Here is a 25,183-nt window from a genome sequence, read left to right on the forward strand (position 1 = left end):
AAGCGTGGCGCGCGCCTCCTCATTCCACCGGCTTATTCCACGGGCCTGTCGCGGCCCGGGGATGCCAGCGAGCCTCGTCACACAGGTGATGCGACAATTTTACCGGTAAGGAGCGATTCGCCGGTGGGTGGTGACGGGCTGTTATCTCAACCCCGCTAGGCTGCCAGGAACGCTCCAGGGCCGGATCTGCCGTGGTGGCCAGGCCCAGCGGCCTAAGGTGGCCTGACCCGACTGAGCAGGAACCCGACTGGACGAATCGGCGTGGTGTGTCCGGTCGTCATGCACATCCGCGCGGCGGAAGGTGGCACGGGATGATCGAAGCGCAGGGATTCACGGCCTCACCGGGGCATCCCGACCTCGGACGGCCTGGTAGCGGTCTGGACGTCGTCGACGTGCGCCGGATTGAGGCCGTGTGCGCGCCGCTGCGCGCGTTGCGCACCGAGGGTCTCCTCGCCGGCCTGTTCGACGGCCTTGACGAGGCGGCGGCCCTCGTCGATCTGGTGGCACGGTACTGCGTCTTGGACCACGCGGCGCTGCTGATCGCCGTGGACGACTTCGAGGCCGCGCTCGCGGCGTTGCCCGCTCTCGGCGTGCGGCCGAGCGCGCTGGTGCCCAGCGTCATCGTGAAGGCCCGGCTGGCCGAGCGCTACGCGGTGCGCGCGGAGCTGCTCGACGTGCGTCTCACCCACGCCGCGCTGCGGTCCGATGCGGGCGCGGACCGCACGTTGGAGATCTTCATGCTCCGGCGGACACCTGGACTACCGGCCGGGCTCATCGAGCAGGAACGCGTGTTCGAGCTCGAGCGGCACTTCGCGATGCGGTTGCCGGACCCAAATCCGATCATCATCGAGGGACTGCGCTGGGTGTTGCGGACCCGGGCCGAGTTCCACTGGGACGGTGGCGGCTACAACCCGCATGACCGGCCGGCTGCCGGAGGTACGAGCGTGCTGTACTTTCTGCGTCTCGCGCCGGACGGCAAGGGAGGTGTCTGTCGCGAGCGGCTGGAAATCAAGTTCTTCGGCGATTTCTCCGCCATCGCGGACACACATCTCGCCCCGTGCGCCGACGGCGCGCGCTCGTGGGAGGTGCCGCCCGGTGCGCCGCACGCATGGTCAACCCGCCCACGTGGGGTGTGATCAGCACGCCGGGCGCCCGCTACAGCGGTGACCCCACTGGAGGACGAGCACGACTCAGGCCCCCCACCTCCTCAGGCCCCGAGGAGCAGCGCCCAGACCACCAGGCTCACGAACGACAGCGGAACCCCGACTCCCACCAGCAGGCTCGGCAACGGTGTCGCGAGTTCGTGACGGGCGGCGATGAGTGCGCCGGCGACCATCGGGGGCATCGCCACCTCGAAGAGGGCCACCCGCACGTCGTGATCTCCGACGCTCCCCGTCAGCGCGTAGATCCCCACCACGAGCGCGGGCGCGGCGACCAGCTTGACGCCGAGGCCGAGGGCCAGCTCCCGCCACCACACCCGGACCGCACGCACCTGGAGTTGCAGACCGATGGAGAACAGGGCGAGCGGGGTGAGGGTGCCACCGAGCGACCCCAGCGCGGCGTTCAGCCAGCCCGGGAAGGTCACCGGCCGCAGGACGAGCGCGGCCACCAAGGCGATCAGCGCCGGAGCGGTGAGGACTCGACGGGCGAGCTCGGCGCGGGAAAGCGATGCGCCGGCACTGATCGTGACCGTCCCGAGGACCACCGTGTTTAGCAGTAGGAAGGAACCGAGCTGATCCACGAGCACGGCAACCGGGACCGACGACGCGCCGAAGAAGGCGGTCACCATCGGGATGCCGACGAAGCTCGTGTTCGCCACCGCGGTCGTGGCGATCAGGGCGACGACGACCTCCCGCGGCATCCGCAACGCTCGTCCGGCCAGCACGTAGCCGGCCGTCGTCAGGACGAAGAGCAGGTAGGGCGCGGCGATGACGAGCGCGAGGTTCGGCGGGAAGACGATGCCGTGCATGGCGCGCAGCGTCAGAGCGGGCAGGGCCACGTCCAGCAGCCAGAGGTTGATCACGTGGGCGGTGTCCGCAGGCAGTCGTCCGCGGTGCCGGACCCCGATGCCCGCCACCAGGCCGACCAAGAGCACGATCAGTGCGGACATTCGGCCATCGTGGCAGCCGGAGTTCCCGGAAGGCGCCGGGATGCGCCGGGCGTGGGACAGGCCACGTGGCCGGCCTGGGGCGGGGACCGGCGCGCGGATGGATCATGGCCGGTGGTTCCGGCGGCGCCGGTGCCATCGCAGGAGCCGGGGCAGCAGGATGTTGGCGGCGAACAGCACGGCGGCGAGGACGTAGTTGCCCGCACCCAGACGTTCCTGGCCGGGCAGGGGAAGCAGCGTATACGTGATCAGAACAACGGTGGACAGCAACAGAGTGCCGACCANCACCCCGCCGATCCAGGGGGGCGAGTCGGTCATCGAACGGGACCGCCGGCCCGCGGGCGACGGCGTCACGCCACCTGTTTGCACGGGTCCTGCTCCTCGATGTGACCGGCGTTCTGTTGTCACCGTATATGACACGTGGCAGGCTCACTGTCCAGTTATCGTGCGCCGTCAGGGGTTTTCGCCCCGCGGTGGCGGTCGGCGCCGGTCGGCGGTCCGGCCGGCAAATCGGAGGTACCGATGGCGGCACCTGTCCTCACCGCGCCCGGCGGCCTCGCCTGGCGGGACGGCAAGCGGTACATGTGGCTCACCGCGATCATCGTTCCGTTGCTGGCCATCGTGGGATACGGCCTGTGGCATCGGACGGGTGTCGAGCTGCACTGGTGGATCACCCCGCTCTTCGTCTTCGTCCTGGTTCCGCTGCTCGACATGACCACACCGCCGGATCCGGTCAATCCACCGGAGGAGATCCGGGCCGCGCTGGAGGCCGACCGTTACTACCGCCGGTGCACGTATCTCTACCCGCCGCTGGCGGGCGTCGGCCTGCTGCTGGGCGCCTCGGCCTGGACGAACGGCGACCTGTCGTGGTCCGCCCGGATCGGCGTGGTGGTGTCGGTCGGCACCGTGACCGGGGTGGGCATCACCACCGCGCACGAGCTCGGCCACAAGCGGGGGATTTTCGAGCGCTGGTTGGCGAGGTTGATGCTGGCGCCGGCCGCGTACGGTCACTTCTCCGTAGAGCACAACCGGGGCCATCACGTGCGGGTAGCGACGGCGGCGGACCCGGCGAGCGCCCGGTTGGGGGAGAGCTTCTGGCGGTTCTGGCCGCGGACCGTCGTCGGCAGCCTGCGTTCCGCCTGGTCGCTGGAGGCCGCCCGGCTACGGTTGCGCGGCCGACGGGTCTGGTCGGTGCGCAACGAGGTCGTGCTTGGCTGGTTGCTCACCGCGGTGTTGTTCCTGGCGCTGGCCGTCGAGTTCGGGCCGGCTGTACTCGTCTTCCTCGTCGCCCAGGCGGCCTTCGGGTTCACCTTGTTGGAGGGGGTCAACTACATCGAGCACTACGGCCTGGCCCGGGAGCTGACTCCGAGCGGGCGTTATGAGAAGGTCGACCCCCGGCACAGCTGGAACAGCGACGCCGTGATCAGCAATCTGGCGCTTTACCAGTTGCAGCGACACAGCGACCACCACGCCAACCCGACCCGGCGCTACCAGGCACTGCGGTCCTTCGAGGCCTCTCCCCAGCTACCGGCGGGGTACGCCACGCTCCTGCTCGCGGCGTATCTCCCGCCGGTGTGGTTTCGGGTGATGGACGACCGCGTCGTCGAGCATTACGGCGGGGACGTCAGCCGGGCGAACCTGCACCCCGCGCGCCGGGCCGCTTTGCTGACCCGGTACCGGTCGCCGTCCGGGCCGCCGCCGTCCGGTACCGAGGTCGACGGGTCTCCGTCCCGGGGCGGTGTTCGTGGGTGAGCACTTCCTTGAATAACGCACGGTAACAGCGCAGAGCCGTCCGCGAGATCGTCGGTCGGCAAGGATTCCGGCGGGGATGATCTGTCAGCTCTGGCCGGATTCCTCGGAGGTGCTCTGCTCGGCGGCGTCCTGATCGGCCGGCCGATCAGGAGCCGAGCCACCGAGATGCGCGGGCAGCCACCAGTCCGGCTCGCCCGGCGCGGGTCGCGGGTAGCGGCGCTGCGCGTCGTCGAGCAGCTCGTTCATCACCTTCTCCAGCAGCGCCGTGCCGTCGCGGCCCTTACCCAGTTCCGTGGGCTGGACGGGCCTGCCCACCGTGATCGAGACGCGGACACCGATCGCGTCCCGCAGTCTGAAGGGCCGCCCCTTGGTGAAAATGCGCTGGCTGCCCCAGAGGATCACCGGGATCACCGGCACCTTCGTGTGAGCGGCCATCCGGGCCGCCCCGGTCTTGAATGTCGCCAGACAGTAACTCGGACTGATTGTCGCCTCGGGGAAGACGCCCACGAGTTCCCCGGCGCGCAGTGCGTCGAGGGCGTGGCGCAGAGACGCTGCGCCGGCCTCCCGGTCGACCGGGATGTGGTGCATGCCGCGCATGAGCGGCCCGCTGATCCGGTGGTCGAAGACGGCCTTCTTGGCCATGAACCGGACCAGCCGACGCTCCGCGATCCAGAACGGCAGACCCGCGAGCGCGAAGTCCAGGTACGAGACGTGATTGATCAGGACGATGCCGCCACCCGATGCCGGGATGTTCTCCGTGCCCTGGATGTCGAGACGCAGGCGCAGTGCGCCGAAAAGTCCCCGCACCATGCTGACCACCGGCCGGTAGACGTACTCCGCCACGACGGGCCACTCCTCGATGTTCCTCGCGGTCTCCCCGGTGTGCCGAATGCGACACGACCTTACCCCCACCCCCTGACACCGGTCGTCGTGGATGTCCGGCGATACCGCGGTCCGGTTTCACCGGAAGGCAACGTCGCGTGGGGTGAGGGCAGGATCGATGATGTTCGTATCAGGCGTCTGTGGAGGAGCGGGACCAACCGCGCGGATGAGGGAGAGACGACGGAAATGGAGATTCTGCGCCGGAGCATTGCGGCGCAGCCGGCGGCGCCGCAGTGGGTGCTCGTCGTTGCCGCGATTCTGGCGGCCCTGACGGTACTCAGCGACCGCCTATGGCCGATATCCAGACATGTGATAACAATTGCACACGAAGGCGGCCATGCCCTGGCCGCGGTCGCGACGGGGCGCCGCCTGGCCGGCGTTCGGCTGCATTCGGACACCTCCGGAGTAACCGTGTCCTCCGGACGGCCGACCGGTGCGGGTGTCGTCGTGACCGTCGCCGCCGGCTACACGACACCGTCTCTGCTCGGTCTCGGAGCCGCGGGCCTGCTGGCCACCGGCCGGACGAGTCTGCTGCTGCAGCTGTGCGTGGCGCTGCTGCTGGCGATGCTGGTCGTGATCCGCAACGGTTTCGGGGCCCTGTCCGTGCTGGGGAGTACCGCGGGAATCCTGGCGGTCTCCTGGTTCGCGCCGCAGACCGTGCGCGCCGGATTCGCCGCGTACATCGCGTGCTTCCTGCTGCTGGGCGCGATCCGCCCGGTGATCGAGGTGCAGCGGGGGCGCCGTCGGCGCCGGGCCGGGGATTCCGACCCGGATCAGCTCGCGCGGTTGACCGGACTGCCCCCGACGCTCTGGGTCGGGTTCTTCGGCCTGGTCAACCTCGGTGCATTGGCCGGTGGCCTCGCCACGCTGTTCGGGTGACCTTCGCGTTCGGGTGACCTCCGCGCGGAACCTGGAACTGTCGGACCCGGGTGCCACACTGGCGCCATGTGCGGTCGGTACACCCAGAAGCTGAAGACCGACGACCTCGCCGCGGCGATGTCCGCTCGCGACGAGACTGCCGGCGGGGTGGCGGAGAACTACAACGTGGCGCCCACCTCGGCGATGCCGATCGTCATCGCCGAGCCGCGTGAGCTCCCGGACGGCGCTCTTCGGGGTGAGGCGCACCTCCCTCCGGCCGGCCGGCACCCGGCCGGGAAGCCGCCGGCTGCCGCCCGGACCGAGCGGGTCCTTCGCCTCGCGACCTGGGGGTTGGTGCCGTCCTGGGCCAAGGAGCGGACGATCGGGGCAAAGATGATCAATGCGCGGTCGGAGACGGCGGCGACCAAGCCGGCGTTCCGATCGGCCTTCGCCGCACGGCGCTGCCTCGTCCCGGCGACCGGTTTCTACGAGTGGTTTCATCCGGGTGGTGGCTCGCGGCGGGGGCAACCCTTCTACATCCGTCCCGCGGGCCATCCCGCGACCGGCGGGATCTTCGCGTTCGCGGGTCTCTACGAGGTCTGGCGCCGGGGTGAGGCCCCGCTGGTGACCTTCACGATCCTCACGACCGGGGCCGCCGCGGGGCTGGAGTTCCTGCACGACCGCTCGCCGGTGATCCTGCCCGAGGCCGCCTGGGATCGCTGGATGGATCCCTCGGTCCGCGATCCCGCCGCGTTCGCCTCGCTGCTGCGGCCGGCTCCGGCCGGGGTGGTCGCGGCGCATCCGGTCGCGGCCGAGGTGGGCAGTGTCCGGAACAAGGGTCGTCATCTCATCGATCCCGTCGAGATCGATCCGGTGGTCGCCGCGGCCGTCGCGCAGGCGGGCGGGCGGACGGCTCTCGCGGTGGACCCGGAGCGGTCCGGTGGTTCCGTCGGCGGTGGTACCGGTCCGTCCACGCGGGCGGGCGGCACCGTCGATCTGTCGTCGTTCGGCATCGACCCGGTCCATGACCCCGTCCATGACCCGGTCGATACCCCCGTCAATGCCCCGGGCAAAGGCACCGCCGCGGGGCCGGGAGGCGGGTGACTCGGCGGGCGCGCTCGGCAATCGCGGGTTGATCCGCCGGAAATCCGGAGAACGGATGGTCGCCGGAGGTCAGGAGTGACCGTGCGGGCGAAGCGCGAGCCCGAGCGCGATCTCGGTGACACCGGTGACGATCAGTTGGATTCCGAAGATCACCGCTAGTACCATGATCGTCGTTCCCGGCCAGGTCAGCGCCAGCACGCCGAGGACGACACTGAGCGCGGCCAAGGCGAGCGGACCGGCGATGCCGCGGCCGGTCCCGCGCGAGGATCTGCTCGCCCAGGTCACCAGGGCCCGGACGACCCCGGTGATGATCAGTATCGCGCCGACGAGCAGTGCGACGACTCGGAGGGTGACTCCCGGCCACAGCAGCACGATGACGCCGCCGAGCGCAAGCATGATCCCGAACAGGGCGGTCCCCGCAGTGTTCTCCGACCGGACCGCGGCGATCGTCTCGCTGATACCGGAGAGCACGAGTGCCACCCCGGCGAGGACCGCCAGCGTGCGGGCTGTCGCGAAGGGGTTCGTGATCAGCAGAAGTCCCAGCACGGTGACCGCCGCACCGAGCAGGAGCAACGCCGGCCACAGCGCGCTGGGGGCTTGCTGACGNCGGTGCTGCCGGTAGATCGTGGCCATCGAGGCACCTCCCCGGGTCGGGGCTCCGCCCGGATACGCGCGGGCCGCTCTCGCCAGAAGGTCTCTACCCGGTTCCGGCGAGTCGCTACCGCGACTCACTCTCCCGGCCGACCGCCACGTCGTGATCAGCTGTCGGAGATGCTGATCGCCTCGGTCGGGCAGGAGTCAACAGCCTCTTGGATGTCGTCCCACCTGGCGTCGTCGGGTTCCTCGTCGAGGAGGTAGAGGAAGCCGTCGTCGCGGATCTCGAACACGTTCGGGACGAGACGGACACAGGTTCCGCTGCTCGCGCAGCGGTCGTAGTCGACAGTCACGCGCATCGGCGCACCTCCCAGTGGTGCTCCCACAATCAGTGTCGAGCGGACCTTACCGCCGAGCCCGTGGCTGCGACAGAACCGGGACCCCGGCAGGCCACTGGGCGGGGGCTGTGGACGACGGGCGGCTGTCCACAGGACGGCGGCGAGCGGAGCGGGAGCCGCCGTGATCGATCTACGGTCCAGCCATGGTCGAATCCACCCCTGGTCCCGGGTACCCGCTGTCGGCCCCGTCGCCGCGTTTCCCCGTCCACGCATTTCCGCCTGAAACGTCCGTTTCGTCGCGATGGCCATCGCTGGACCTGCTGCCGTCGGACGACGCCACCGTGCCGCTGCGTCCGCCGGACCCCCCAGCGGACGGCTCAGCTGGTGGATCCCGCCGCGTTCGTGACGCCACGTTCACCGAGGACGAGCAGGAGATCGGTGGCGACGAGTCCGACCTGTTCGGGATTCGCGAGGGCGTGTTCCTTGATGAGGACCGGGCCGCCGGCGGATGGGTCGCGGACGAGCTCGCGGCGGAAGGGGCCGATCTTGGCCGGCTGGTCGCCGGCCGAACGGATCGGCGCCGTCCGGTCCACTCCCGTCTGGTCCACCCCCGTGCGGGGCGCGAGATGGACGATGGCGAGGACGAGGGCGGCCGGGGACCTGATCGCGGGCCATCGGCCGGCCGGCCGGCGCCGGGAGTTCCACGGGGCGATCTGGTCGGCGTCATCCGCAGGCGGCTTCCGGCTACGCTGCATGGCATCGTGGTGGCGCCGGCCGCCCGGGCCGCCCTCGTTCTCGCGTTGGTCGCCCTCGCCGCCGCGCTCATGACCGCCTGGTTCTCCTGGCAGCACCGCCCGGTGCCGCTCGCCTCCTCCGAGGTCGATACCCCCCGGACGGGGGAGTCGGCGGCGGCTGGCAACGCCCGGTCGGACCACTCGGACCACGGGGCCACCTCCGCCACGGATACGAGCGTGACTTCGGCACCGACGGCCAGGGCCGCCCGCACCGGGGCGAGCGGCGAGGTGGTGGTCGACGTCGCCGGCCGGGTGGCCCGGCCGGGGGTCGTCCGGCTCCCGGCGGGCGCGCGCGTGGTGGATGCGATCGAACGCGCCGGGGGAGTGCTCCCGGGCACCGACACGACCGGCCTCGCCCTGGCCCGGTTGCTGGTCGACGGAGAACAGGTCCTCGTCGACGGCAAGCCCGGCCCGGCGCGGCCCGGAACGGCGGCCGGGCAACCTGCGGGTACTGGCCTCGGGTCCGCCGGTTCCACCGCGGCGACCGGTCCGATCGACCTGAATGCCGCGACCGCCGAGGAGCTTGACGGTCTGCCCGGGGTGGGGCCTGTGCTGGCTCGCCGCATCGTCGAGTGGCGCACGGCGCACGGGCCCTTCCGGTCGCCCGAGCAGCTGGCGGAGGTGACCGGAGTCGGCGACAAGCGGCTGGCCGATCTGCTGCCATTGCTGAAGGTTTGACGTTCCAGTGGTCGACGTCGGGATGGAGACCGGACTCGCGCTGCCGGAACGGCCGTCCGGGGCTTCCCGTCCCATGGACGCCCGGCTGGTGGGCCCGGCGGTCATGGCCTGGGCTGGCGCGGCGGGTGCCGGCACCTGGCCGCCGTCCGTTCCGTTGCTGGGCGCCGCCGGTGCGGTGCTCGTCGCGGCTCCGATGTTCCTGCTGCTCCAGGTCCGTCCGCGGGGTGGTCGGCCGACTCGCCCGGGACCGGGCGGCGCTCGGGCCGAGGCGGCTACGGGCGCGTCTCGTCCGTCGCAGTCGCAGTCGCAGCCGCGCAGCGCGCCGCTCACCCGGGGCGTTGGGCGGTGCTCCGGCGGCACTGTCGTCGTGCTCACGGCCCTCGTCTTCCTGGCCGCCGGGTTTCTCGCGGGTGGACTGGCGGCTCGTCCGCGTGACAGCGGCCCGCTCGCCGATCTGGTCCGGCATGGCCGTCCGGTCACCGCCGAGGTCGTCGTCACCGACGATCCCCGCGCCACCTCCTCGTCCACCGCGGTCCGGACGGGAACCGGGCCCGGAGCCGGAGAGGGAAGAGGAGAGGGCGGCGGCGCCGATCGCGTGACCTTCGTGATCTCCGTCCGGGCGGAACGCCTTACCGCGTCACCGGCGGATCTGCGGGTCCGGGCCCCGATGGTCCTGCTCGCGCGGGGTGGCGGCTGGGGTGCTCTGCTGCCCAGCCAGCACCTGGTCGTCTCCGGCAGGCTCGCCGAACCCCGGGTCGGTGACACCGTGGCCGCCGTCCTGTTCGCCGACGGCCCACCGCGGACCCGCGGCGGACCCGCAATGATCCAACGAATCGCCGGGGGGCTGCGGGCCGGGCTGCGTCGAGCCGCTGGGGGACTGCCTGAACCGCGTCGCGGGCTGCTGCCCGGCCTCGTGGTCGGCGACGTCTCCGGGCTCGACGATGCGGTGCGCGCGGACTTCCGCGCCGCCGGAATGTCCCATCTAACGGCCGTGTCCGGTAGCAACGTCGCCATCGTGACGGCCTCGGCGCTCTACCTCATGGGATGGACCGGGCGTGGGTCACGGTCGCGCGCCGCGGTGGGAGCCCTCGCTCTCGTCGGGTTCGTCGTGCTCGCCCGGCCCTCGGCCAGCGTGCTGCGTGCCGGGGCGATGGGTCTGGTCGGCCTGCTCGGGCTCGCCGTTGGCCGTCCCAGGGCGGTGCTGCCCTCCCTGGCGGCGAGCGTGATCATCCTGATCCTGGCGGATCCCGCGCTCGCCCTCTCGGTCGGCTTCGCGCTGTCCGTCCTCGCCACGGCCGGAATGATCGTTCTCGCGCCGGGCTGGCGGGACGCGCTCGCTCGCCGGCTGCCGGCGCGAATCGCCGAGGTGCTCTCCGTCGCGGCCGCCGCCCAGCTGGCGTGCACCCCGGTGTTGGCCTGGACCGGCGGGGGGCTGAGCCTCGTGGCGGTGCCCGCGAACGTCCTGGCCGTGCCCGCCGTCGCACCGGCGACCGTGCTGGGAGTACTGACGCTGGTCGTGGCGGCGGTGTCGCCGTCAGCAGCCGGGCTGCTCGCGCACCTCGCCGATCTGCCGTGCTGGTGGCTGGTGACGGTCGCCGGCCGGTGCGCCGATCTTCCTGCCGCGACGCTGCCGTGGCCCACGGGGGTGATGGGAGCGGGCGTGGCCGCCGGTGTCGCCTGGCTCGTGGTGGCGACGCTGCGGCGGCGGGTGCCGCGGCGACTGGTCGCTGCGGCCCTGGTCGGCCTGCTCCTGGCGCGATGCGCCGTCGCCGGGCGGCTGGCGCCGTGGCCGCCGCCCGGCTGGCGCCTGGTCGCCTGCGACGTCGGTCAGGGCGACGCCCTCGTGCTGTCGGCGGGACCGGGCACCGCGGTGCTGGTCGACGCCGGCCCCGATCCGGCCCTGCTGACCCGCTGCCTCTCCGACCTCGGCGTGCGACGGATACCGGTGGTCATTCTCAGCCACTTCCACGCCGATCACGTCGAGGGGCTGCCGGCCGTGCTCGGCCGGCTTCCGGTGGGGGAGGTACTCGGCAGTCCGCNGGGGGANCCCGTTCTCCAGTGGCACCGGGTCCAACAGTGGNCCCGGCGGGCCGGTGTGCCGCTGCGGACGGCCGTCATCGGCTCCCGGGCACAGGTGGGGGCGGTCTCTTGGACGGTCCTGGCTCCGCGCACCGTGTTGCACGGCACCGAGAGCGATCCCAACAACGCGAGCCTGGTGCTCTCCGCACGGGTGGGGGAGGTGACCATCCTGCTCACCGGGGATGTGGAGCCGCCGGCCCAGCGGGTGTTGACCGGCAGCCCGGAGGATCGGACGGCGCTACGAGCCGACGTGCTCAAGGTGCCCCATCACGGCGCCGCTGATCAGGACGCCACCTTCCTCGCGGCGACCGGGGCCCGATTCGCCCTGATCAGCGTCGGCACCGGGAACAGCTATGGTCATCCCGCGCCGTCCACCTTGCGGACGCTGCGCCGGTCCGGCATGGCCGTCGCCCGGACCGACCGCGACGGCGCGGTGGCGGTGGTCGCCACGGCGGCACCCGCCGGGTCCGCCGAGTCCGGGTCGCTGGCGGGAGCCGCCTCCGGGTCGGGGGCGGGAGTCCGCGTCTCGGTGGTGCTCCGCCGGCCCGGGGGCGGATCGTGACATGCTCACCTGCGTGTCCTCCTCCGCACTGCCGCCGCTCGTGCTCGTCACCGGCGACGAGGATCTACTCGTCGGTCGAGCGGTGCGCGGGGTTCTCGACGCGGCTCGGGCCCGTGATCCCGATGTCGAGATCGTCGACCGGCCGGCCGGTGAGCTCAGCGAGGCCGATCTGATCGACCTCGGCGCCACCTCGATGTTCGGAGGTGGCCGGGTGATGGTCGTCCGCGGCGCGCAGGACCTCGCCGAGGATCTGCGTGACGCGTTGTTGGAGTACATCGCTCGTCCGCTCGACGACGTCGTGCTCGTCGTCGTCCACAGCGGCGTGGTGAAGAACCGCAAACTCGCGGACGTGCTGAAGACCGCGGGCGCGCGGGTCGTGCCGGCAGCGAAGATCNCCAAGCCGCGGGAGCGTCACGATTTCGTCGTCGCCGAGGTGCGGCATCTCGGCGGCCGGGTCAGCGACGGCGCGGTGCGCGCCCTGCTCGACGCGGTCGGTGGTGATCTGCGTGAGCTCGCCGCCGTTTGCGATCAACTCGTGGCCGACACCGACGGGCTGATCGACGAGGCCGCGGTGGCCCGTTTCCACNGGGGCNGGGCCGAGGCCAGCGGGTTCGCCGTCGCGGACGCGATCATCGGCGGCGACCTGCCGCAGGCGTTGACGCTGCTGCGTCAGTCCCTGGAGGGGGGTACCGCGGCCGTACTGGTCTCCAGCGCCGTTGCCGGTGGTCTGCGTGACCTCGCCCGGGTGGCGTCCGCGGGTCCCGGCTCGAAGTGGGATCTCGCCCGAGCCCTGGGTATGCCGGACTGGAAGGTCGAGAAGGCGCAGCGCTCCGCCCGAGCATGGTCGGACCGGGGTCTCGGCCAGGCCCTGCGGGCGGCCGCCGAGGCCGACGCCGGCGTCAAGGGCGCTGCGGTTGACGCCGGTTACGCCTTGGAGAAACTGTTGCGCGAGGTCGCCGTGGCCAGGTTGGTCGGGCGGGCCCGGGCGGCCGGGAGCCGTGGATGACCGACGGTCCGGGGACGGCTGACGGTCCGGGGACGGCTGACGGTCCGGGAGCCGGTGCCGGCATCGTCGTGGCTCCTCAGCCGGCAGCCGACCCCGAGGCCCCGCCGCCGGGCGGCTGGTTCGGCCTGCGGGTGCTACCGGCGGGCTGGATGCGGGGGCTGCTCATGATCGTGACTGGGCTGGTCACGGTGGTGATCGCACTCGGTGATCTCGCGAGCGCCTGGGTGGTCGGTGTCCTCCCGCTGACCGTCGGCGCGATGGTTGCCTATCACGAAGTGCTTGAGCGGCTGATCCGGCCGGACGAGGTCTCGGCGGAACCGGCTCCACAGCAGCCCGGAGCCCGTTCCACGCCGTGCGGCGGGCTCTGACCGGGCGAGAGGCCCGACCGACGGGTGGGCACGCGGAAAAGCCGGGACGCCTGCGGCGCCCCGGCTGGAGGAAGACGACTCAGCTGGCGGCCAGGTTGGCGTGCGTGCGAGCCAGTGCCGACTTCTTATTGGCGGCCTGGTTGGCGTGAATGACACCCTTGCTGACGGCCTTGTCCAGCTTGCGGGACGCGATCCGCAGCGTCTCGCCGGCGCGCTCGACGTCACCGGCATCCACGGCGTCGCGGAAGCGACGCACGTGCGTCTTGAGTTCCGACTTCACAGCCTTGTTGCGCAGCCGCCGCTTCTCGTTGGTGAGGTTGCGCTTGATCTGCGACTTGATGTTGGCCACGCGGGAGAACCTCTGATTTGTCGAGTCGGGGTGGTGCGGACACGTCATAGTACGGGTACCGGCCGTGCCCGGTGATCCGGCATATCTCGCTGGCTCCTGGGAGCAGCAGGTACCGCGGAGAACCGGCTGCCTCCGGCGACCGGCGCCGCACGGAATGGCGACCAGATCATGACCGGACGACGACGCGGCCCGTCACGGTGGCACTCAGATTATCAAACCCCCGCGCGGCGGCGCACCGGCGCAACGTTGCGCGCGGCTCCTGGCACGATGAAGGTGGTCGACCCAGATATCGGCACGGGCGGCTCCACCGTGATCACCGCGAGCGAAACGAGAACTCTCCGCGTGTCCACAGCCCCGCACCTGGCGCCCGGCGCCGACCCGACGATGATCCGCAACTTCTGCATCATCGCCCACATCGACCATGGCAAGTCGACTCTTGCCGATCGGATGCTTGGTGTGACCGGTGTCGTGGAGGCGCGCAACATGCGCGCGCAGTACCTCGACCGCATGGACATCGAGCGCGAGCGCGGGATCACCATCAAGGCCCAGAACGTGCGCCTGCCGTGGCGGGCCGACGATGGTCGGGACTACATCCTGCATCTCATCGACACACCGGGCCACGTTGACTTCAGTTACGAGGTGAGCCGTTCGCTCGCGGCCTGCGAGGGCGCGGTGCTGCTGGTCGACGCGGCCCAGGGCATCGAAGCGCAGACCCTGGCGAACCTGTACCTGGCGATCGAGAACGACCTGACCATCGTTCCCGTACTCAACAAGATCGATCTTCCGGCGGCCCAGCCGGAGAAGTACGCCGAGGAGATCGCGGCGATCATCGGCTGCGAGCCGGGCGAGGTGCTCCGCGTGTCCGGCAAGACCGGCCAGGGAGTGCCGGAGCTGCTCAACGAGATCGTGCGCCGGGTGCCCGCCCCGGTCGGCGATCCGGACGGTCCGGCTCGTGCGATGATCTTCGACAGCGTCTACGACATCTACCGCGGCGTCATCACCTATGTGCGGGTGGTCGATGGCACGCTGACCACCCGCGACCGGTGTCTGATGATGTCGACCAGCGCGAGCCACGAGACCCTCGAGGTAGGTGTCATCTCGCCGGACCCCCATCCGACCGGGTCGCTGTCGGTCGGCGAGGTCGGCTACGTCATCCCCGGGGTCAAGGACGTCCGGCAGGCCCGGGTCGGCGACACCATCACCACTACCCGGCGGCCGGCGACGGAGATGCTCGGTGGCTATCGGGATCCGTTGCCGATGGTGTACTCCGGGTTGTACCCGATCGACGGCAGCGAGTATCCAGCGTTGCGCGAGGCTCTCGACAAGCTTCAGCTCAACGACGCCGCCCTGACCTACGAACCGGAAACCTCCGCGGCATTGGGGTTCGGATTCCGGTGCGGCTTCCTGGGCCTGCTGCATCTGGAGATCGTCCGGGAGCGGCTGGAGCGCGAGTTCAACCTCACTCTCATCTCCACGGCCCCGAACGTCGTCTACCGGGTGGTCATGGAGGACCATTCCGAGATCATAGTGACCAACCCCAGTGACTGGCCGGGCGGGAAGATCGCCGAGGTGTACGAGCCCGTCGTCGAGGCGATGCTGCTGCTGCCGACCGACTTCGTCGGGGCGGTGATGGAACTGTGCCAGGGCCGGCGCGGTGTCCTGAAGGGGATGGACTATCTGTCGACCGACCGGGTGGAACTCAAGTACACGCTGCCTCTCGGTGAGATCATCTTCGACTTCTTCGACGCCCTGAAGTCCAGGACCCGGGGCTATGCCAGCCTCGACTACGAGCCGGCCGGGGAGCAGTTGGCCGATCTGGTGAAGGTCGACATCCTGTTGCAGGGGGAGACTGTCGATGCCTTCTCGGCGATCGTGCACCGTGAGAAGGCCTACGCCTACGGCGTGTCCATGACGACCAAGCTGCGCGAGCTGATTCCGCGCCAGCAGTTCGAGGTGCCGATCCAGGCTGCGATCGGCAGCCGGATCATCGCGCGGGAGAACATCCGCGCCATCCGCAAGGACGTGCTCGCCAAGTGCTACGGCGGCGACATCACCCGCAAGCGCAAGCTGCTCGAGAAGCAGAAGGAGGGCAAGAAGCGGATGAAGACGATCGGTCGGGTCGAGGTGCCGCAGGAGGCCTTCATCGCGGCGCTGTCCACGGACACCGGCAAACCGGCGGTGAAGTGAGTCCGGTGCGGGGCCGACGCGGGACCGTGGTGCCATCCGCCTGTTCAGTGAGTCGGCCGTTCAGCGGGTCGGCAGGGGGCTGGCCGGGAGGCGGATCGGTTCGGTGGCCGGTTCGGGGAACGACAGGTCCGCGACAGGGGCGGCGGCGCTGGAACGGTACACGGTGGTTCGGGGCGGGAGCAGTTCGAAGATCTCGTCGAGAACGGCCCTGGCGTCGTCGTCCATGACCGGATCTTTTCGCACCGACGTCGATCGGTCCATGGTGAACCACCCATATTTTCCCTTCTGTGCCCAACGATGACAAAATGTCATTACACCCGGCCAACATCGCCGAAGTGGGTATTCCGGCCTTATCCCTAGGTGGTCCTCGTGTGGCCACCCCTGGCCCGCCCGCGTGGTTGGCAAACGTAGCGTTGCCGCGAGAGCACACGTTGGGGGCACACTGGGGGCATGCCACAAAAGCCTCCCGACGGCTCGCTTCCGCCGGACGACGGTGCCCTCCCGGCGGCCGCGCTGGCCGAGGTGACCCGGCGGCCGTTCGGGGTCTACGTGCATGTGCCCTATTGCGCGGCGCGCTGCGGCTACTGCGACTTCAACACCTACACGGCGGCCGACCTAGGCGGCGCCCTGGTGTCGTCGGTGGGCCTCACGACGTTCGTCGACATCGCGACCGGCGAGGTCCGGCTCGCGCGTACCGTGCTTGGTGAGCAGGAGCTGGTGGTCTCCACGGTCTTCGTCGGTGGCGGCACGCCGACCCTGTTGACCGCGGACGATCTCGGGCGGCTGTTGCGGATCCTGGACGACGGGTTCGGGCTGGCGTCCGACGCGGAGATCACCACCGAGGCGAATCCGGAGTCGGTGGATCCGGCGCAACTGGAGCAGCTGCGCGCCGCCGGTTACACCCGGATCTCCTTCGGGATGCAGAGTAGCCGTCCGCACGTCCTCGCCGCCCTGGACCGGCGGCACACCCCTGGCCGCGTGCCCGAGGTGATGCGCTGGGCCCGCAAGGCGGGCTTTGACCAGGTCAGCCTGGACCTCATCTACGGGGCTCCGGGCGAGTCGGAGGCGGACTGGGCGGCGAGCCTGGACGCGGCGATCCAGCTCGGCCCGGACCACGTCAGTGCCTACGCGCTGACGGTTGAGGAGGGCACGAAACTGTCCCGCCGGGTCCGCCGGGGCGAGCTGCTCGAACCCGACGACGACCTGCTTGCCGACCGCTACCTGCAGGCCGATGACGCTCTGTGCGCGGCCGGCCTGACCAGCTACGAGGTCAGCAACTGGTCGCGGGGGACCGATACCCGGTGTCGGCACAATCTGGGGTACTGGCGCGGAGATCACTGGTGGGGGATCGGTCCGGGCGCGCACAGCCACGTCGGCGGGGTGCGATGGTGGAACGTGCGTCATCCGGCGGAGTACGCGGCCCGGCTGGGGGCCGGGCGCAGTCCCGCGGCCGCCCGGGAGGAGCTCGACGCGCAGGCCCGCCGGGTCGAGCGGGTCATGCTGGGCGTCCGGTTGGCCGAGGGACTGGCCGTCGGTGAGCTGGACGGGCCCGGCCGGGAGGCCACCGCCGGGCTCGCGAAGTCCGGCCTGGTGGAACCCGGTGCCCTGGAGTTCGGCCGGGTGCGTCTCACTCGTCGCGGTCGTCTGCTCACCGACACGGTCGTGCGAGCCCTGCTGCCCGACTGACGCCGCTGCCCGACCGGCGGCCGTCCGGTGGCCCGATCGGGCGGGACCGGAACCTGGGTACCGGCATGCTCGTTTCGTTACGAGGACGTCGCCGGGCCCTTACCGGTCATTCGCGGGGTGGCTCATGTTCTGTGCTTCGACCTGAGCAGGCGGCTACACTTGGCACTCACTGCGGCCGAGTGCCAAGCTGGGTGTCCGCCGCTGCACACACCGTGGCCCGGCCACGTCCCGCCTGGTGAAGGGGGTGCGACCGCGTGCTGGAGGATCGGCGGCTCGAAGTCCTTCGGGCGATTGTTGAGGACTTTGTGCTGAGCAACGAGCCGGTGGGTTCCAAGGCGCTGGCGGAGCGGCATAATCTCGGTGTATCGCCAGCTACTGTCCGTAATGACATGTCCGCCCTGGAGGAAGAGGGGTATATCACACAGCCTCATACCAGCGCAGGACGGATACCGACGGACAAGGGCTACCGGTTGTTCGTGGACCGGTTGTCGGGGGTGAAGCCGCTGTCCCGGGCCGAACGTCGGGCGATCCAGAGCTTCCTGGAGGGCGCCGTCGACCTGGACGACGTGGTGCGCCGCTCCGTGCGGCTACTCGCCCAGCTCACCCGGCAGGTGGCCGTCGTGCAGTACCCCTCCTTGTCGAGCAGCAGCATCCGGCACATCGAGGTTGTCACGCTCGGCCCGTACCGCCTGCTGATGGTCCTCATCACCGACACCGGCCGGGTCGAGCAGCGTATCGTCGACAGCCTCGTACCCGTTGACGACGAGGTCGCCGGCGAGCTGCGTTCCGTGCTCAACTGCGCGCTGGCCGGCCGGCGCTTGGTCGACGCCCCCGACATCGTCGCGGCCCTGCCCGACAGCACCCGCTCCGAGCTGCGCCCCTACCTGACCACGGTGGCCGGTGCCGTGCTGGAGTCGCTGGTCGAGCGGCAGGAGGAGCGCATCGCGATGGCTGGGACGGCGAATCTCACGCGGTCCCCGGTCGACTTCGCCGACTCGTTGCGGTCGATACTTGAGGCGTTAGAAGAACAGGTCGTGCTGATGAAACTCATCGGCTCGGCGCGGGAGACCGGTACTGTAACGGTACGGATCGGTCGCGAAACGGATGTGGACGCCCTCCGGTCCACCGCGGTGGTGGCCACGGGATACGGTCGTGGTCCCTTCGCGCTGGGTGGGATGGGGGTGCTCGGCCCGATGCGCATGGACTATCCGGGGACGATGGCGGCCGTCCGGGCCGTCGCCAAATACGTGGGTGAACTCTTGGGTGCCGACTGATGGCAGTGGATTATTACGCCGTTCTGGGCGTACGCCGGGAAGCGTCGAACGACGAGATCAAGCGGGCCTACCGCAAACTGGCCCGTGAGCTGCATCCGGATGTCAATCCAGATCCGGATGCACAGCAGCGCTTCCGGGGCGTCACGGCCGCGTACGAGGTGCTCTCCGACCCGGAGAAGCGCCAGATCGTCGACCTGGGCGGCGATCCGCTCGCGCCCGGTGGCAGCGGCGGTGGCGGNTCGCCGTTCGGCGCCGGTTTCGGCGGCCTCGGTGACATCATGGACGCCTTCTTCGGCGGCGGGTCGAGCCGTGGGCCCCGGTCCCGGGTCCGGCGCGGCAACGACGCGCTGCTGCGCATCGAGCTCGACCTGTCCGAGACCGCGTTCGGCGCCACGCGCGAGATCACCGTGGACACGGCGGCGGTGTGCTCGACGTGTACCGGTGCCGGTGCGGCTCCCGGCACGCACCCGTCGACCTGCGGCACCTGCGGCGGGCGGGGCGAGGNCCAGCAGGTCACCCGTTCCTTCCTCGGCCAGATGGTGACCTCCCGGCCCTGTCCGCGGTGTTCGGGTACCGGCACCGTGATCGAGCATCCCTGCCGGGACTGCGGCGGCGACGGCAGGGTGCGCAAGCGCCGGACGCTCACTGTGAAGATCCCCTCCGGGGTCGAGGACGGCATGCGCATCCGGCTGTCGGGCGAGGGCGAGGTCGGGCCCGGCGGTGGGCCGCCCGGTGACCTTTACGTCGAGGTCTCCGAGAAGCAGCACCCGGTTTTCACCCGGGAGGGCGACGATCTGCACTGTGAGCTGCCGCTGCCGATGACCTCGGCGGCGCTCGGCACCTCCGCCACGCTGGAGACCCTCGACGGCACCGAGACCATCGCCGTGAAGCCCGGCACCCAGCCCGGTGAGGTCATCAAGCTCGCCGGCCGCGGGGTTCCGCATCTGCGGGCCGCCGGGCGCGGTCATCTGCACATCCACATCAACGTCGAGACTCCGACGAAGCTGGACGGCGAGCAGGAGCGGCTGCTACGAGAGCTGGCGAAGCTGCGCGACGAGGAGGCACCGGCCGTCGTGGGCGGATCCGCCGGCGGCGCGGCGGGGCTATTCCGGCGGCGGGGCACGCGCCGCGGCCGTTAGCCCGGTCATCGGCCGTGACCGCTGCGGAGAGGATGCATCCTGACCAGCGCCCTGTTCCGGCTGTCGCCGCTGCCGATCGCGGACTCGTTCACCCTCGCCGGTCCGGAGGGTCGCCATGCGGCCATGGTGCGCCGGCTGCGGCCGGGGGAGCCGGTCGACGTGACCGACGGTCTCGGCCGTGCGGTGGAGTGCGAGGTCGTTGCCGCCCGGCGGGATGAGATCGACTGCGCGGTCCGGCGCCGGGTCGCCGCCGCGGCCCCGAGCCCCCGACTGGTTGTCGTGCAGGCCCTTGCCAAGGGGGATCGGGGCGAGCGGGCGGTGGAGATGCTGACCGAGGTCGGTGTCGACGAGATCGTCCCGTGGTCGGCGGCCCGGTCCGTGGCCCGCTGGGAGGGTGTCCGTGGCGTGCGGGCCCGGGAACGCTGGGTCAGAGCCGCGGAGGAGGCGTCGAAGCAGTCCCACCGACTGCACTGGCCGGTGGTGGGCGAGTTGGCCGGCCTGAAGGAGGTTGTCGAGCGGGTGCGGGCGGCGGCGCTTGCCGTCCTCCTGCACGAGGAGGCGACCATCCCGTTGGTTGGCCTGGCCCGCTCGGTTGAGGTGTCGGAGCGAGTGGCTCCGGCCGCCTCGGCGGCGGAGCTGGTGCTCGTCGTGGGCCCCGAGGGAGGGGTGTCCGAGTTGGAACTGGCCACGCTGGGCGAGGCCGGAGCGATCGTGTCGCGGCTCGGTTCGACGGTGCTGCGCACATCCACCGCCGGCGTCGTGGCCGCGGCGGTCGTGTTCGCGGACCTCGGTCGTTGGGACGGCCCGGCGCGATGATGGATAGACTGGTCAGGTAGCGTCCGTGGTCCGCCTCGCTGGGCGGTCCCTCCGGCTGGAGGGGTTCTGTCCGGTGTCGGCCGTCCGCGCCGCGCCACCCACCGCGATCATCAATCCTGAGAGGTGCCCCGGCCTCGCTGGCCGCTCTTTATGCCCGAATCCGTTACGCCACCCGTCGCGCCCGACACCAGGGTCCAGACGCGCATTGTCGTACCCGGTCCGCACAGCATGGTGAGTCTGCTCGGTCACCAGGATCAGCTGCTCCGTACCATCGAGAAGGCTTTCTCCTCGGATATCCACGTGCGTGGCAACGAGATCACCATTACCGGCGCTCCGGCTGAGAACGAGCTCGCCGCCAGGTTGTTCGCTGAGCTCATCGCGCTGCTCGACGCCGGGACGGAGCTCAGCCCGCAGCATGTCGACCATTCGCTGGCGATGCTGCGCAGCGGCGCCGAGGAGCGGCCGGCCGAGGTTCTCACCCTCAACATCCTCTCCAGCCGGGGCCGGACGATACGGCCGAAGACGCTGAACCAGAAGCGGTACGTCGACGCGATCGACCAGCACACCATCGTTTTCGGGATCGGGCCGGCCGGCACCGGCAAGACCTACCTCGCCATGGCGAAGGCCGTTCAGGCGTTGCAGGCCAAGAAGGTGAACCGGATCATTCTGACCCGCCCCGCGGTCGAGGCGGGGGNACGCCTCGGGNTCCTGCCGGGGNCCCTGTACGAGAAGATCGATCCCTACCTGCGGCCGCTCTACGACGCGCTGCATGACATGATCGATCCGGACTCGATCCCGCGGCTGATGCAGAGCGGCACGATCGAGGTGGCCCCACTGGCCTACATGCGCGGCCGGACGCTGAACGACGCCTTCATCATCCTCGACGAGGCCCAGAACACCTCGCCGGAACAGATGAAGATGTTCCTTACCCGGCTCGGCTTCGGCGCGAAGATCGTCGTTACCGGGGACGTGACCCAGGTCGACCTCCCCAGCGGCACCCGCAGCGGGCTGCGGGTGGTCCGGGAGATCCTCGACGGCCTCGGCGACGTCCATTTTGCATCCCTGACCAGCTCCGATGTGGTTCGGCACCGGCTCGTGAGCGAGATCGTCGACGCCTACGCCCGCTGGGACGCGGCCAGTGCGCCGCCACCCGCTCCGGCCCGGTCTGCTCGTCGGGACCGACGGTGACCGTTGCCGCGGTCGGAGAGGACCGCTGATGGCCGTATTCGTTGCCAACGAGTCGGGCGCGAGTGACGTCGACGAGGTGAGGCTGGCCGCGCTCGCCCGGTTCGTGCTCGACGCCATGAAGGTGAACCCGCTCGCCGAGCTCTCGGTGATGCTGGTAGAGCCGAAGGCGATGACCGATCTGCACGTCCGGTACATGGGCGAGGAGGGTCCGACCGACGTCCTGTCCTTCCCGCAGGACGATGCCTTTGACGCCTCGTGGTCGGAGTCGGTCGACGACGATCCGACTACCCTGCTCGGCGACGTCGTGCTGTGCCCGGACGTCGCGCGGCGGCAGGCGGAGCAGGCCGGTCACTCCTTCGATCGCGAGCTGTCCCTGCTGTGCACCCACGGCATCCTGCACCTGCTCGGCTACGACCACGCCGAGCCGGACGAGGAACGCGAGATGTGGAAGGTACAGAGCCAGCTGCTCGCGTCGTGGGACGGCGCGGACGGCGCGGACGGCGCGGACGGCGCCCGCGGTGCCGCGGACGGTGCCGCGGACGGCGGCGAGGGCCGCCGTGGTGACCAGGGCCGCCGTGGTGACCAGGGCCGTGGCGGTGGCGCCGGAGAGCCCCCTGCCGCGCCCGCACGCTGACCCGGCACAAGGGGGTCCGCATGAGTTCCGGTGATCTTTTTCTCGTCTTCATCGCCGTGATGGGCTCGCTTGCCGCGGCGGGTCTCGGCGGCATCGACGCGGCCCTGACCCGGGTCTCCCGGGNGACGGTCGAGGGTTTCTCCCGCCAGGGCCGGGCCGGCGCCCGGAACCTGGCGACCGTCGTGGCCGATCCGGGCCGCTACCTCGCGCTGCTGCTGCTCCTGCGCATCGTCGCGGAGATGCTCGCCGCGGCCTGTATCACGGTGCTGTTCGTGCACGCCTACGGGGCCGGGTTCGCCGCGATCGGCCTCGGGACGCTGGCCTCGACCCTGGTCGCGTACATCCTCGTCGGGGTGATGTTCCGCACCCTGGGCCGCCAGCACGCCCCTGCGGTGGCGTTGGCCAGCGCCGGTCTCACGGTCCGGCTGGCGCGGATCTTCGGGCCGTTGCCCCGGCTGCTGATCGCGTTCGGCAACGCGGTCACCCCCGGTCCTGGTTTCCGGGATGGTCCCTTCGCATCCGAGGCCGAGCTGCGCGATCTCGTCGACCTCGCCGAGGAGAACGAGGTCATCGAGCGTGAGGAACGCGACATGATCGCGTCGGTGTTCGAGCTCGGGGACACCCTGGTGCGCGAGGTGATGGTGCCGCGTCCGGACATGGTCTTCATCGAGTCGACGAAGACCGTCCGGCAGGCTCTCGCGCTGGCCCTGCGCAGCGGCTTCTCGCGGATCCCCGTCATCGGGGAGAGCGTCGACGACGTGGTGGGGATCGCCTTCCTCAAGGACATGGTCCGCCGGGAACGGGAGGGGGGCGAGGATGGTGCGATCGCCGAGATCATGCGTTCACCCGCACTCGTGCCCGAGAGCAAGCCCGCGGACGACCTGCTCCGTGAGATGCAGGCGTCGCGTACCCACATGGCGATCGTCATCGACGAGTACGGTGGAACCGCCGGACTCGTCACCATCGAGGACATCCTTGAGGAGATCGTCGGTGAGATCACCGACGAGTACGACAACGAGGTTCCGCCGGTGGAGTGGATCGACGCCAACACCGCGCGGGTGACCGCCCGGCTCGACGTCGACGATCTGGCGAAGCTGTTTGACTTCGACGTGGACGACCTGCCCGGTGCGGATGACAGCCTCACCGTCGGTGGCCTGCTGGCCACGGCCCTGGGACGGGTGCCCATCCCGGGTGCGACGGTCACGGTCGGTGGGTTGCGGCTGTCGGCGGAACGGGCCGCCGGCCGGCGTAACCAGATTGGCACCGTGGTCGTCCAGCGGTTGCCGCATCCGTCGAACGGCGACGACGGCTCGCCGCCTCCCCGATCCGACGACGGCGGCGAACCCGTGCGCAGCTCGTCGTCGGACAGAAAGGTGAATTCGTGACCGCCGACGCGACCCGGTCGGGAACCGTGCCTGCCGATGGCAACTCGGCCGACGGCGCCCCGGCTCTCGACCTCGCCGCAGAGGACGCGAAGCTCGTGGTGCTGGCCAGGGCGGCGCGGCTGCGTGCCTACGCCCCCTCGGGCGACCCTGCGGAGGGTGCGGCGCTGCGCGACACCGACGGTCGCACCTACGCGGCGGCGACTCTCGGCCTGGGCCGGGCCGAGCTAGCGATCTCGGCGCTGCGCGCGGCGGTGGCCGCCGCGGTCNCCAGCGGCGCCCGCCGGTTCGAAGCCGCCGCGGTGGTCACGCAGAAGGACGAGCTCGACCGCGCCGACCTGGCGACGTTGGCCGAGTTCGGCGCCGGGATCCCGGTGTTCCTCGCCGGCTCGGACGGCGTCGCCCGGACCAGGGTGACCACCTAGCGTGTCGACAACGACCTCGGTGCCGTTCCGGGCNGGCTTCGCCTGCCTCGTCGGACGACCCAACGCCGGCAAGTCGACGCTGACGAACGCGCTGGTAGGGACGAAGGTCGCCATCACCAGCGGGCGACCACAGACCACTCGGCACGCCATCCGCGGCATCGTCCACCGCGACGACGCCCAGCTCGTCCTGGTCGACACCCCGGGGTTGCACCGGCCGCGCACGCTGCTCGGGCAGCGGCTCAATGACGTGGTGCGGGCCACGCTGTCCGAGGTCGACGTCGTCGGTTTCTGCATGCCCGCGGACGAGCCGGTCGGCCGGGGGGACCGCTTCATCGCCGAGGAGCTGTCCCGGCTGCCCAAGCGCACCCCGGTGGTCGCCATCCTCACCAAGACAGACCGGGTCGCCGATCCCGATCGGATCGGCGCCCGCCTGCTCGAGATCGCCGGGCTCGGCGAGTTCAGTGACATCGTTCCAGTCAGCGCGGTGCGCTCCTACCAGGTCGCCGTGCTTGCCGACGTGCTTGTCGCCCGGCTGCCCGCCGGGCCCGCGCTGTACCCCGGTGGGGAGCTGACCGACGAACCGGAACAGGTGATGGTCGCCGAACTCGTCCGTGAGGCCGCGTTGGAGGGGGTCCGCGACGAGTTGCCGCACTCGCTCGCCGTCGTGGTGGAGGAGATGGTCTCCCGGGAGGGCAGGCCGGCGCAGCGTCCTCTCCTCGACGTCCGGGTGAACGTCTTCGTCGAGCGGCCCAGCCAGAAGGCGATCGTCATCGGGACCGGCGGATCCCGCCTCAAGGAGGTCGGTTCCCGCGCCCGCACGCAGATCGAGGCGCTGCTCGGTACCCCGGTCTTCCTCGATCTACATGTCAAGGTCGCCAAGGACTGGCAGCGCGATCCGCGCCAGCTGCGTCGCCTGGGGTTCTGAGCCGGCTCGCCGCCGGCCCCACCGAGGCGCCGTCAGCACCGCATCCATGCCGCATC

26 protein-coding genes are annotated in these 25,183 nt (G+C 70.7%); 18 read left to right on the plus strand and 8 right to left on the minus strand.

Going from position 1 to position 25,183, the window contains the following annotated elements; translation table 11 throughout:
• The first annotated feature begins 311 nt into the window (after nt 1-311).
• Nucleotides 312-1,136 carry a hypothetical protein gene (locus ALLO2_RS05235; RefSeq protein WP_011435692.1) on the plus strand — a complete coding sequence of 275 codons (825 nt, stop codon included), beginning with the start codon at nt 312-314 and terminating at the stop codon, nt 1,134-1,136.
• A 71-nt stretch (nt 1,137-1,207) separates the two neighbouring features.
• Here the strand turns inward: ALLO2_RS05235 and ALLO2_RS05240 are convergent, their stop codons facing one another.
• Nucleotides 1,208-2,110, minus strand: a complete 903-nt coding sequence (locus tag ALLO2_RS05240) for an AEC family transporter (protein ID WP_011435693.1) — start codon at nt 2,108-2,110, stop codon at nt 1,208-1,210.
• A 102-nt stretch (nt 2,111-2,212) separates the two neighbouring features.
• Complete coding sequence (locus ALLO2_RS05245; protein ID WP_051874897.1) at nt 2,213-2,425, minus strand: hypothetical protein; 213 nt, start codon at nt 2,423-2,425, stop codon at nt 2,213-2,215.
• Nucleotides 2,426-2,629: 204 nt separating this feature from the next.
• On the opposite strand from ALLO2_RS05245, the gene ALLO2_RS05250 reads away from it, so the two are divergent.
• Complete coding sequence (locus ALLO2_RS05250) at nt 2,630-3,859, plus strand: alkane 1-monooxygenase (RefSeq protein WP_011435695.1); 1,230 nt, start codon at nt 2,630-2,632, stop codon at nt 3,857-3,859.
• A gap of 84 nt (nt 3,860-3,943) precedes the next feature.
• On the opposite strand, the gene ALLO2_RS05255 is transcribed toward ALLO2_RS05250, so the two are convergent.
• Entirely contained in the window at nt 3,944-4,702 is a 759-nt protein-coding gene (locus ALLO2_RS05255; protein ID WP_023840554.1) for a 1-acyl-sn-glycerol-3-phosphate acyltransferase, read from the minus strand.
• A 225-nt stretch (nt 4,703-4,927) separates the two neighbouring features.
• Between ALLO2_RS05255 and ALLO2_RS05260 the strand changes: the two genes are divergently transcribed.
• The gene (locus ALLO2_RS05260; RefSeq protein WP_011435697.1) at nt 4,928-5,620 is read left to right on the plus strand and encodes a M50 family metallopeptidase; all 693 of its coding nucleotides are present in this window, start codon (nt 4,928-4,930) and stop codon (nt 5,618-5,620) included.
• Between the two features lie 66 nt (nt 5,621-5,686).
• Nucleotides 5,687-6,703, plus strand: a complete 1,017-nt coding sequence (locus ALLO2_RS05265; protein ID WP_011435698.1) for an SOS response-associated peptidase — start codon at nt 5,687-5,689, stop codon at nt 6,701-6,703.
• 69 nt (nt 6,704-6,772) lie between these two features.
• Here ALLO2_RS05265 and ALLO2_RS05270 read toward each other — a convergent pair whose 3' ends face one another.
• From ALLO2_RS05270 to ALLO2_RS26930, 3 genes are all read right to left on the minus strand, one after another.
• Nucleotides 6,773-7,336, minus strand: coding sequence for an HdeD family acid-resistance protein (locus ALLO2_RS05270; protein WP_011435699.1), 564 nt, complete (start codon nt 7,334-7,336; stop codon nt 6,773-6,775).
• Nucleotides 7,337-7,461: 125 nt separating this feature from the next.
• Nucleotides 7,462-7,656, minus strand: coding sequence for a ferredoxin (locus ALLO2_RS05275; RefSeq protein ID WP_011435700.1), 195 nt, complete (start codon nt 7,654-7,656; stop codon nt 7,462-7,464).
• 356 nt (nt 7,657-8,012) lie between these two features.
• Nucleotides 8,013-8,390 (minus strand): hypothetical protein, encoded by a 378-nt coding sequence (locus ALLO2_RS26930; protein ID WP_035730063.1) that lies wholly within the window; start codon nt 8,388-8,390, stop codon nt 8,013-8,015.
• Nucleotides 8,391-8,399: 9 nt separating this feature from the next.
• Here ALLO2_RS26930 and ALLO2_RS05285 point away from each other — a divergent pair, with 9 nt between their 5' ends.
• From ALLO2_RS05285 to ALLO2_RS23105, 4 genes are all read left to right on the plus strand, one after another.
• Nucleotides 8,400-9,107, plus strand: coding sequence for a ComEA family DNA-binding protein (locus ALLO2_RS05285; RefSeq protein WP_035730190.1), 708 nt, complete (start codon nt 8,400-8,402; stop codon nt 9,105-9,107).
• Nucleotides 9,108-9,114: 7 nt separating this feature from the next.
• The gene (locus ALLO2_RS05290; RefSeq protein ID WP_232234894.1) at nt 9,115-11,748 is read left to right on the plus strand and encodes a ComEC/Rec2 family competence protein; all 2,634 of its coding nucleotides are present in this window, start codon (nt 9,115-9,117) and stop codon (nt 11,746-11,748) included.
• Nucleotide 11,749: 1 nt separating this feature from the next.
• The gene (gene holA / locus ALLO2_RS05295; RefSeq protein WP_035730064.1) at nt 11,750-12,754 is read left to right on the plus strand and encodes a DNA polymerase III subunit delta; all 1,005 of its coding nucleotides are present in this window, start codon (nt 11,750-11,752) and stop codon (nt 12,752-12,754) included.
• On the plus strand, nt 12,751-13,122 hold the full coding sequence (locus ALLO2_RS23105; protein WP_011435704.1) for a hypothetical protein: 372 nt from the start codon (nt 12,751-12,753) through the stop codon (nt 13,120-13,122). The genes holA and ALLO2_RS23105 overlap by 4 nt, the downstream gene beginning before the upstream one ends.
• Nucleotides 13,123-13,201: 79 nt before the next feature.
• Here ALLO2_RS23105 and rpsT read toward each other — a convergent pair whose 3' ends face one another.
• Nucleotides 13,202-13,471: a 30S ribosomal protein S20 gene (gene rpsT, locus ALLO2_RS05305; RefSeq protein ID WP_011435705.1), complete on the minus strand. Its 270-nt coding sequence runs from the start codon at nt 13,469-13,471 to the stop codon at nt 13,202-13,204.
• A 342-nt stretch (nt 13,472-13,813) separates the two neighbouring features.
• Here rpsT and lepA point away from each other — a divergent pair, with 342 nt between their 5' ends.
• Entirely contained in the window at nt 13,814-15,658 is a 1,845-nt protein-coding gene (gene lepA / locus ALLO2_RS05310; protein ID WP_035730196.1) for a translation elongation factor 4, read from the plus strand.
• A gap of 60 nt (nt 15,659-15,718) precedes the next feature.
• On the opposite strand, the gene ALLO2_RS05315 is transcribed toward lepA, so the two are convergent.
• Nucleotides 15,719-15,883, minus strand: coding sequence for a hypothetical protein (locus tag ALLO2_RS05315; protein WP_232234895.1), 165 nt, complete (start codon nt 15,881-15,883; stop codon nt 15,719-15,721).
• Between the two features lie 225 nt (nt 15,884-16,108).
• Between ALLO2_RS05315 and hemW the strand changes: the two genes are divergently transcribed.
• The 9 genes from hemW (at nt 16,109) to era (ending at nt 25,127) form a co-directional block, all read left to right on the plus strand.
• The gene (gene hemW / locus ALLO2_RS05320) at nt 16,109-17,344 is read left to right on the plus strand and encodes a radical SAM family heme chaperone HemW (RefSeq protein ID WP_011435707.1); all 1,236 of its coding nucleotides are present in this window, start codon (nt 16,109-16,111) and stop codon (nt 17,342-17,344) included.
• 254 nt (nt 17,345-17,598) lie between these two features.
• Entirely contained in the window at nt 17,599-18,618 is a 1,020-nt protein-coding gene (gene hrcA / locus ALLO2_RS05325) for a heat-inducible transcriptional repressor HrcA (RefSeq protein WP_011435708.1), read from the plus strand.
• The gene (gene dnaJ, locus ALLO2_RS05330; protein WP_035730067.1) at nt 18,618-19,757 is read left to right on the plus strand and encodes a molecular chaperone DnaJ; all 1,140 of its coding nucleotides are present in this window, start codon (nt 18,618-18,620) and stop codon (nt 19,755-19,757) included. Before hrcA ends, dnaJ begins: the two co-directional genes overlap by 1 nt.
• Nucleotides 19,758-19,880: 123 nt before the next feature.
• Nucleotides 19,881-20,573 (plus strand): 16S rRNA (uracil(1498)-N(3))-methyltransferase, encoded by a 693-nt coding sequence (locus tag ALLO2_RS05335; RefSeq protein ID WP_011435710.1) that lies wholly within the window; start codon nt 19,881-19,883, stop codon nt 20,571-20,573.
• Between the two features lie 150 nt (nt 20,574-20,723).
• On the plus strand, nt 20,724-21,761 hold the full coding sequence (locus ALLO2_RS05340) for a PhoH family protein (RefSeq protein ID WP_035730199.1): 1,038 nt from the start codon (nt 20,724-20,726) through the stop codon (nt 21,759-21,761).
• 28 nt (nt 21,762-21,789) lie between these two features.
• Nucleotides 21,790-22,395, plus strand: coding sequence for an rRNA maturation RNase YbeY (ybeY, locus tag ALLO2_RS05345; protein WP_011435712.1), 606 nt, complete (start codon nt 21,790-21,792; stop codon nt 22,393-22,395).
• Between the two features lie 20 nt (nt 22,396-22,415).
• Nucleotides 22,416-23,780, plus strand: a complete 1,365-nt coding sequence (locus tag ALLO2_RS05350) for a hemolysin family protein (RefSeq protein WP_035730069.1) — start codon at nt 22,416-22,418, stop codon at nt 23,778-23,780.
• Nucleotides 23,777-24,202 (plus strand): hypothetical protein, encoded by a 426-nt coding sequence (locus ALLO2_RS05355; RefSeq protein ID WP_035730071.1) that lies wholly within the window; start codon nt 23,777-23,779, stop codon nt 24,200-24,202. The genes ALLO2_RS05350 and ALLO2_RS05355 overlap by 4 nt, the downstream gene beginning before the upstream one ends.
• Nucleotide 24,203: 1 nt before the next feature.
• Nucleotides 24,204-25,127, plus strand: coding sequence for a GTPase Era (gene era / locus ALLO2_RS05360; protein ID WP_011435715.1), 924 nt, complete (start codon nt 24,204-24,206; stop codon nt 25,125-25,127).
• Nucleotides 25,128-25,183: the final 56 nt, after the last annotated feature.

Origin of the sequence: Frankia sp. Allo2, assembly GCF_000733325.1 — a bacterium.
Taxonomy (GTDB): Bacteria; Actinomycetota; Actinomycetes; order Frankiales; family Frankiaceae; genus Frankia; species Frankia casuarinae.

Coding starts and splice junctions, on each gene's coding strand:
- ALLO2_RS05250 (WP_011435695.1), top strand. CDS start 2,630: ATGGCGGCACCTGTCCTCACCGCGCCCGGCGGCCTCGCCTGGCGGGAC.
- ALLO2_RS05240 (WP_011435693.1), bottom strand. CDS start 2,110: ATGTCCGCACTGATCGTGCTCTTGGTCGGCCTGGTGGCGGGCATCGGG.
- ALLO2_RS05235 (WP_011435692.1), top strand. CDS start 312: ATGATCGAAGCGCAGGGATTCACGGCCTCACCGGGGCATCCCGACCTC.
- ALLO2_RS26930 (WP_035730063.1), bottom strand. CDS start 8,390: ATGCAGCGTAGCCGGAAGCCGCCTGCGGATGACGCCGACCAGATCGCC.
- ALLO2_RS05275 (WP_011435700.1), bottom strand. CDS start 7,656: ATGCGCGTGACTGTCGACTACGACCGCTGCGCGAGCAGCGGAACCTGT.
- hemW (WP_011435707.1), top strand. CDS start 16,109: ATGCCACAAAAGCCTCCCGACGGCTCGCTTCCGCCGGACGACGGTGCC.
- ALLO2_RS05260 (WP_011435697.1), top strand. CDS start 4,928: ATGGAGATTCTGCGCCGGAGCATTGCGGCGCAGCCGGCGGCGCCGCAG.
- ALLO2_RS05335 (WP_011435710.1), top strand. CDS start 19,881: ATGGTGCGCCGGCTGCGGCCGGGGGAGCCGGTCGACGTGACCGACGGT.
- ALLO2_RS23105 (WP_011435704.1), top strand. CDS start 12,751: ATGACCGACGGTCCGGGGACGGCTGACGGTCCGGGGACGGCTGACGGT.
- ALLO2_RS05315 (WP_232234895.1), bottom strand. CDS start 15,883: ATGGACGACGACGCCAGGGCCGTTCTCGACGAGATCTTCGAACTGCTC.
- ALLO2_RS05265 (WP_011435698.1), top strand. CDS start 5,687: ATGTGCGGTCGGTACACCCAGAAGCTGAAGACCGACGACCTCGCCGCG.
- ybeY (WP_011435712.1), top strand. CDS start 21,790: ATGGCCGTATTCGTTGCCAACGAGTCGGGCGCGAGTGACGTCGACGAG.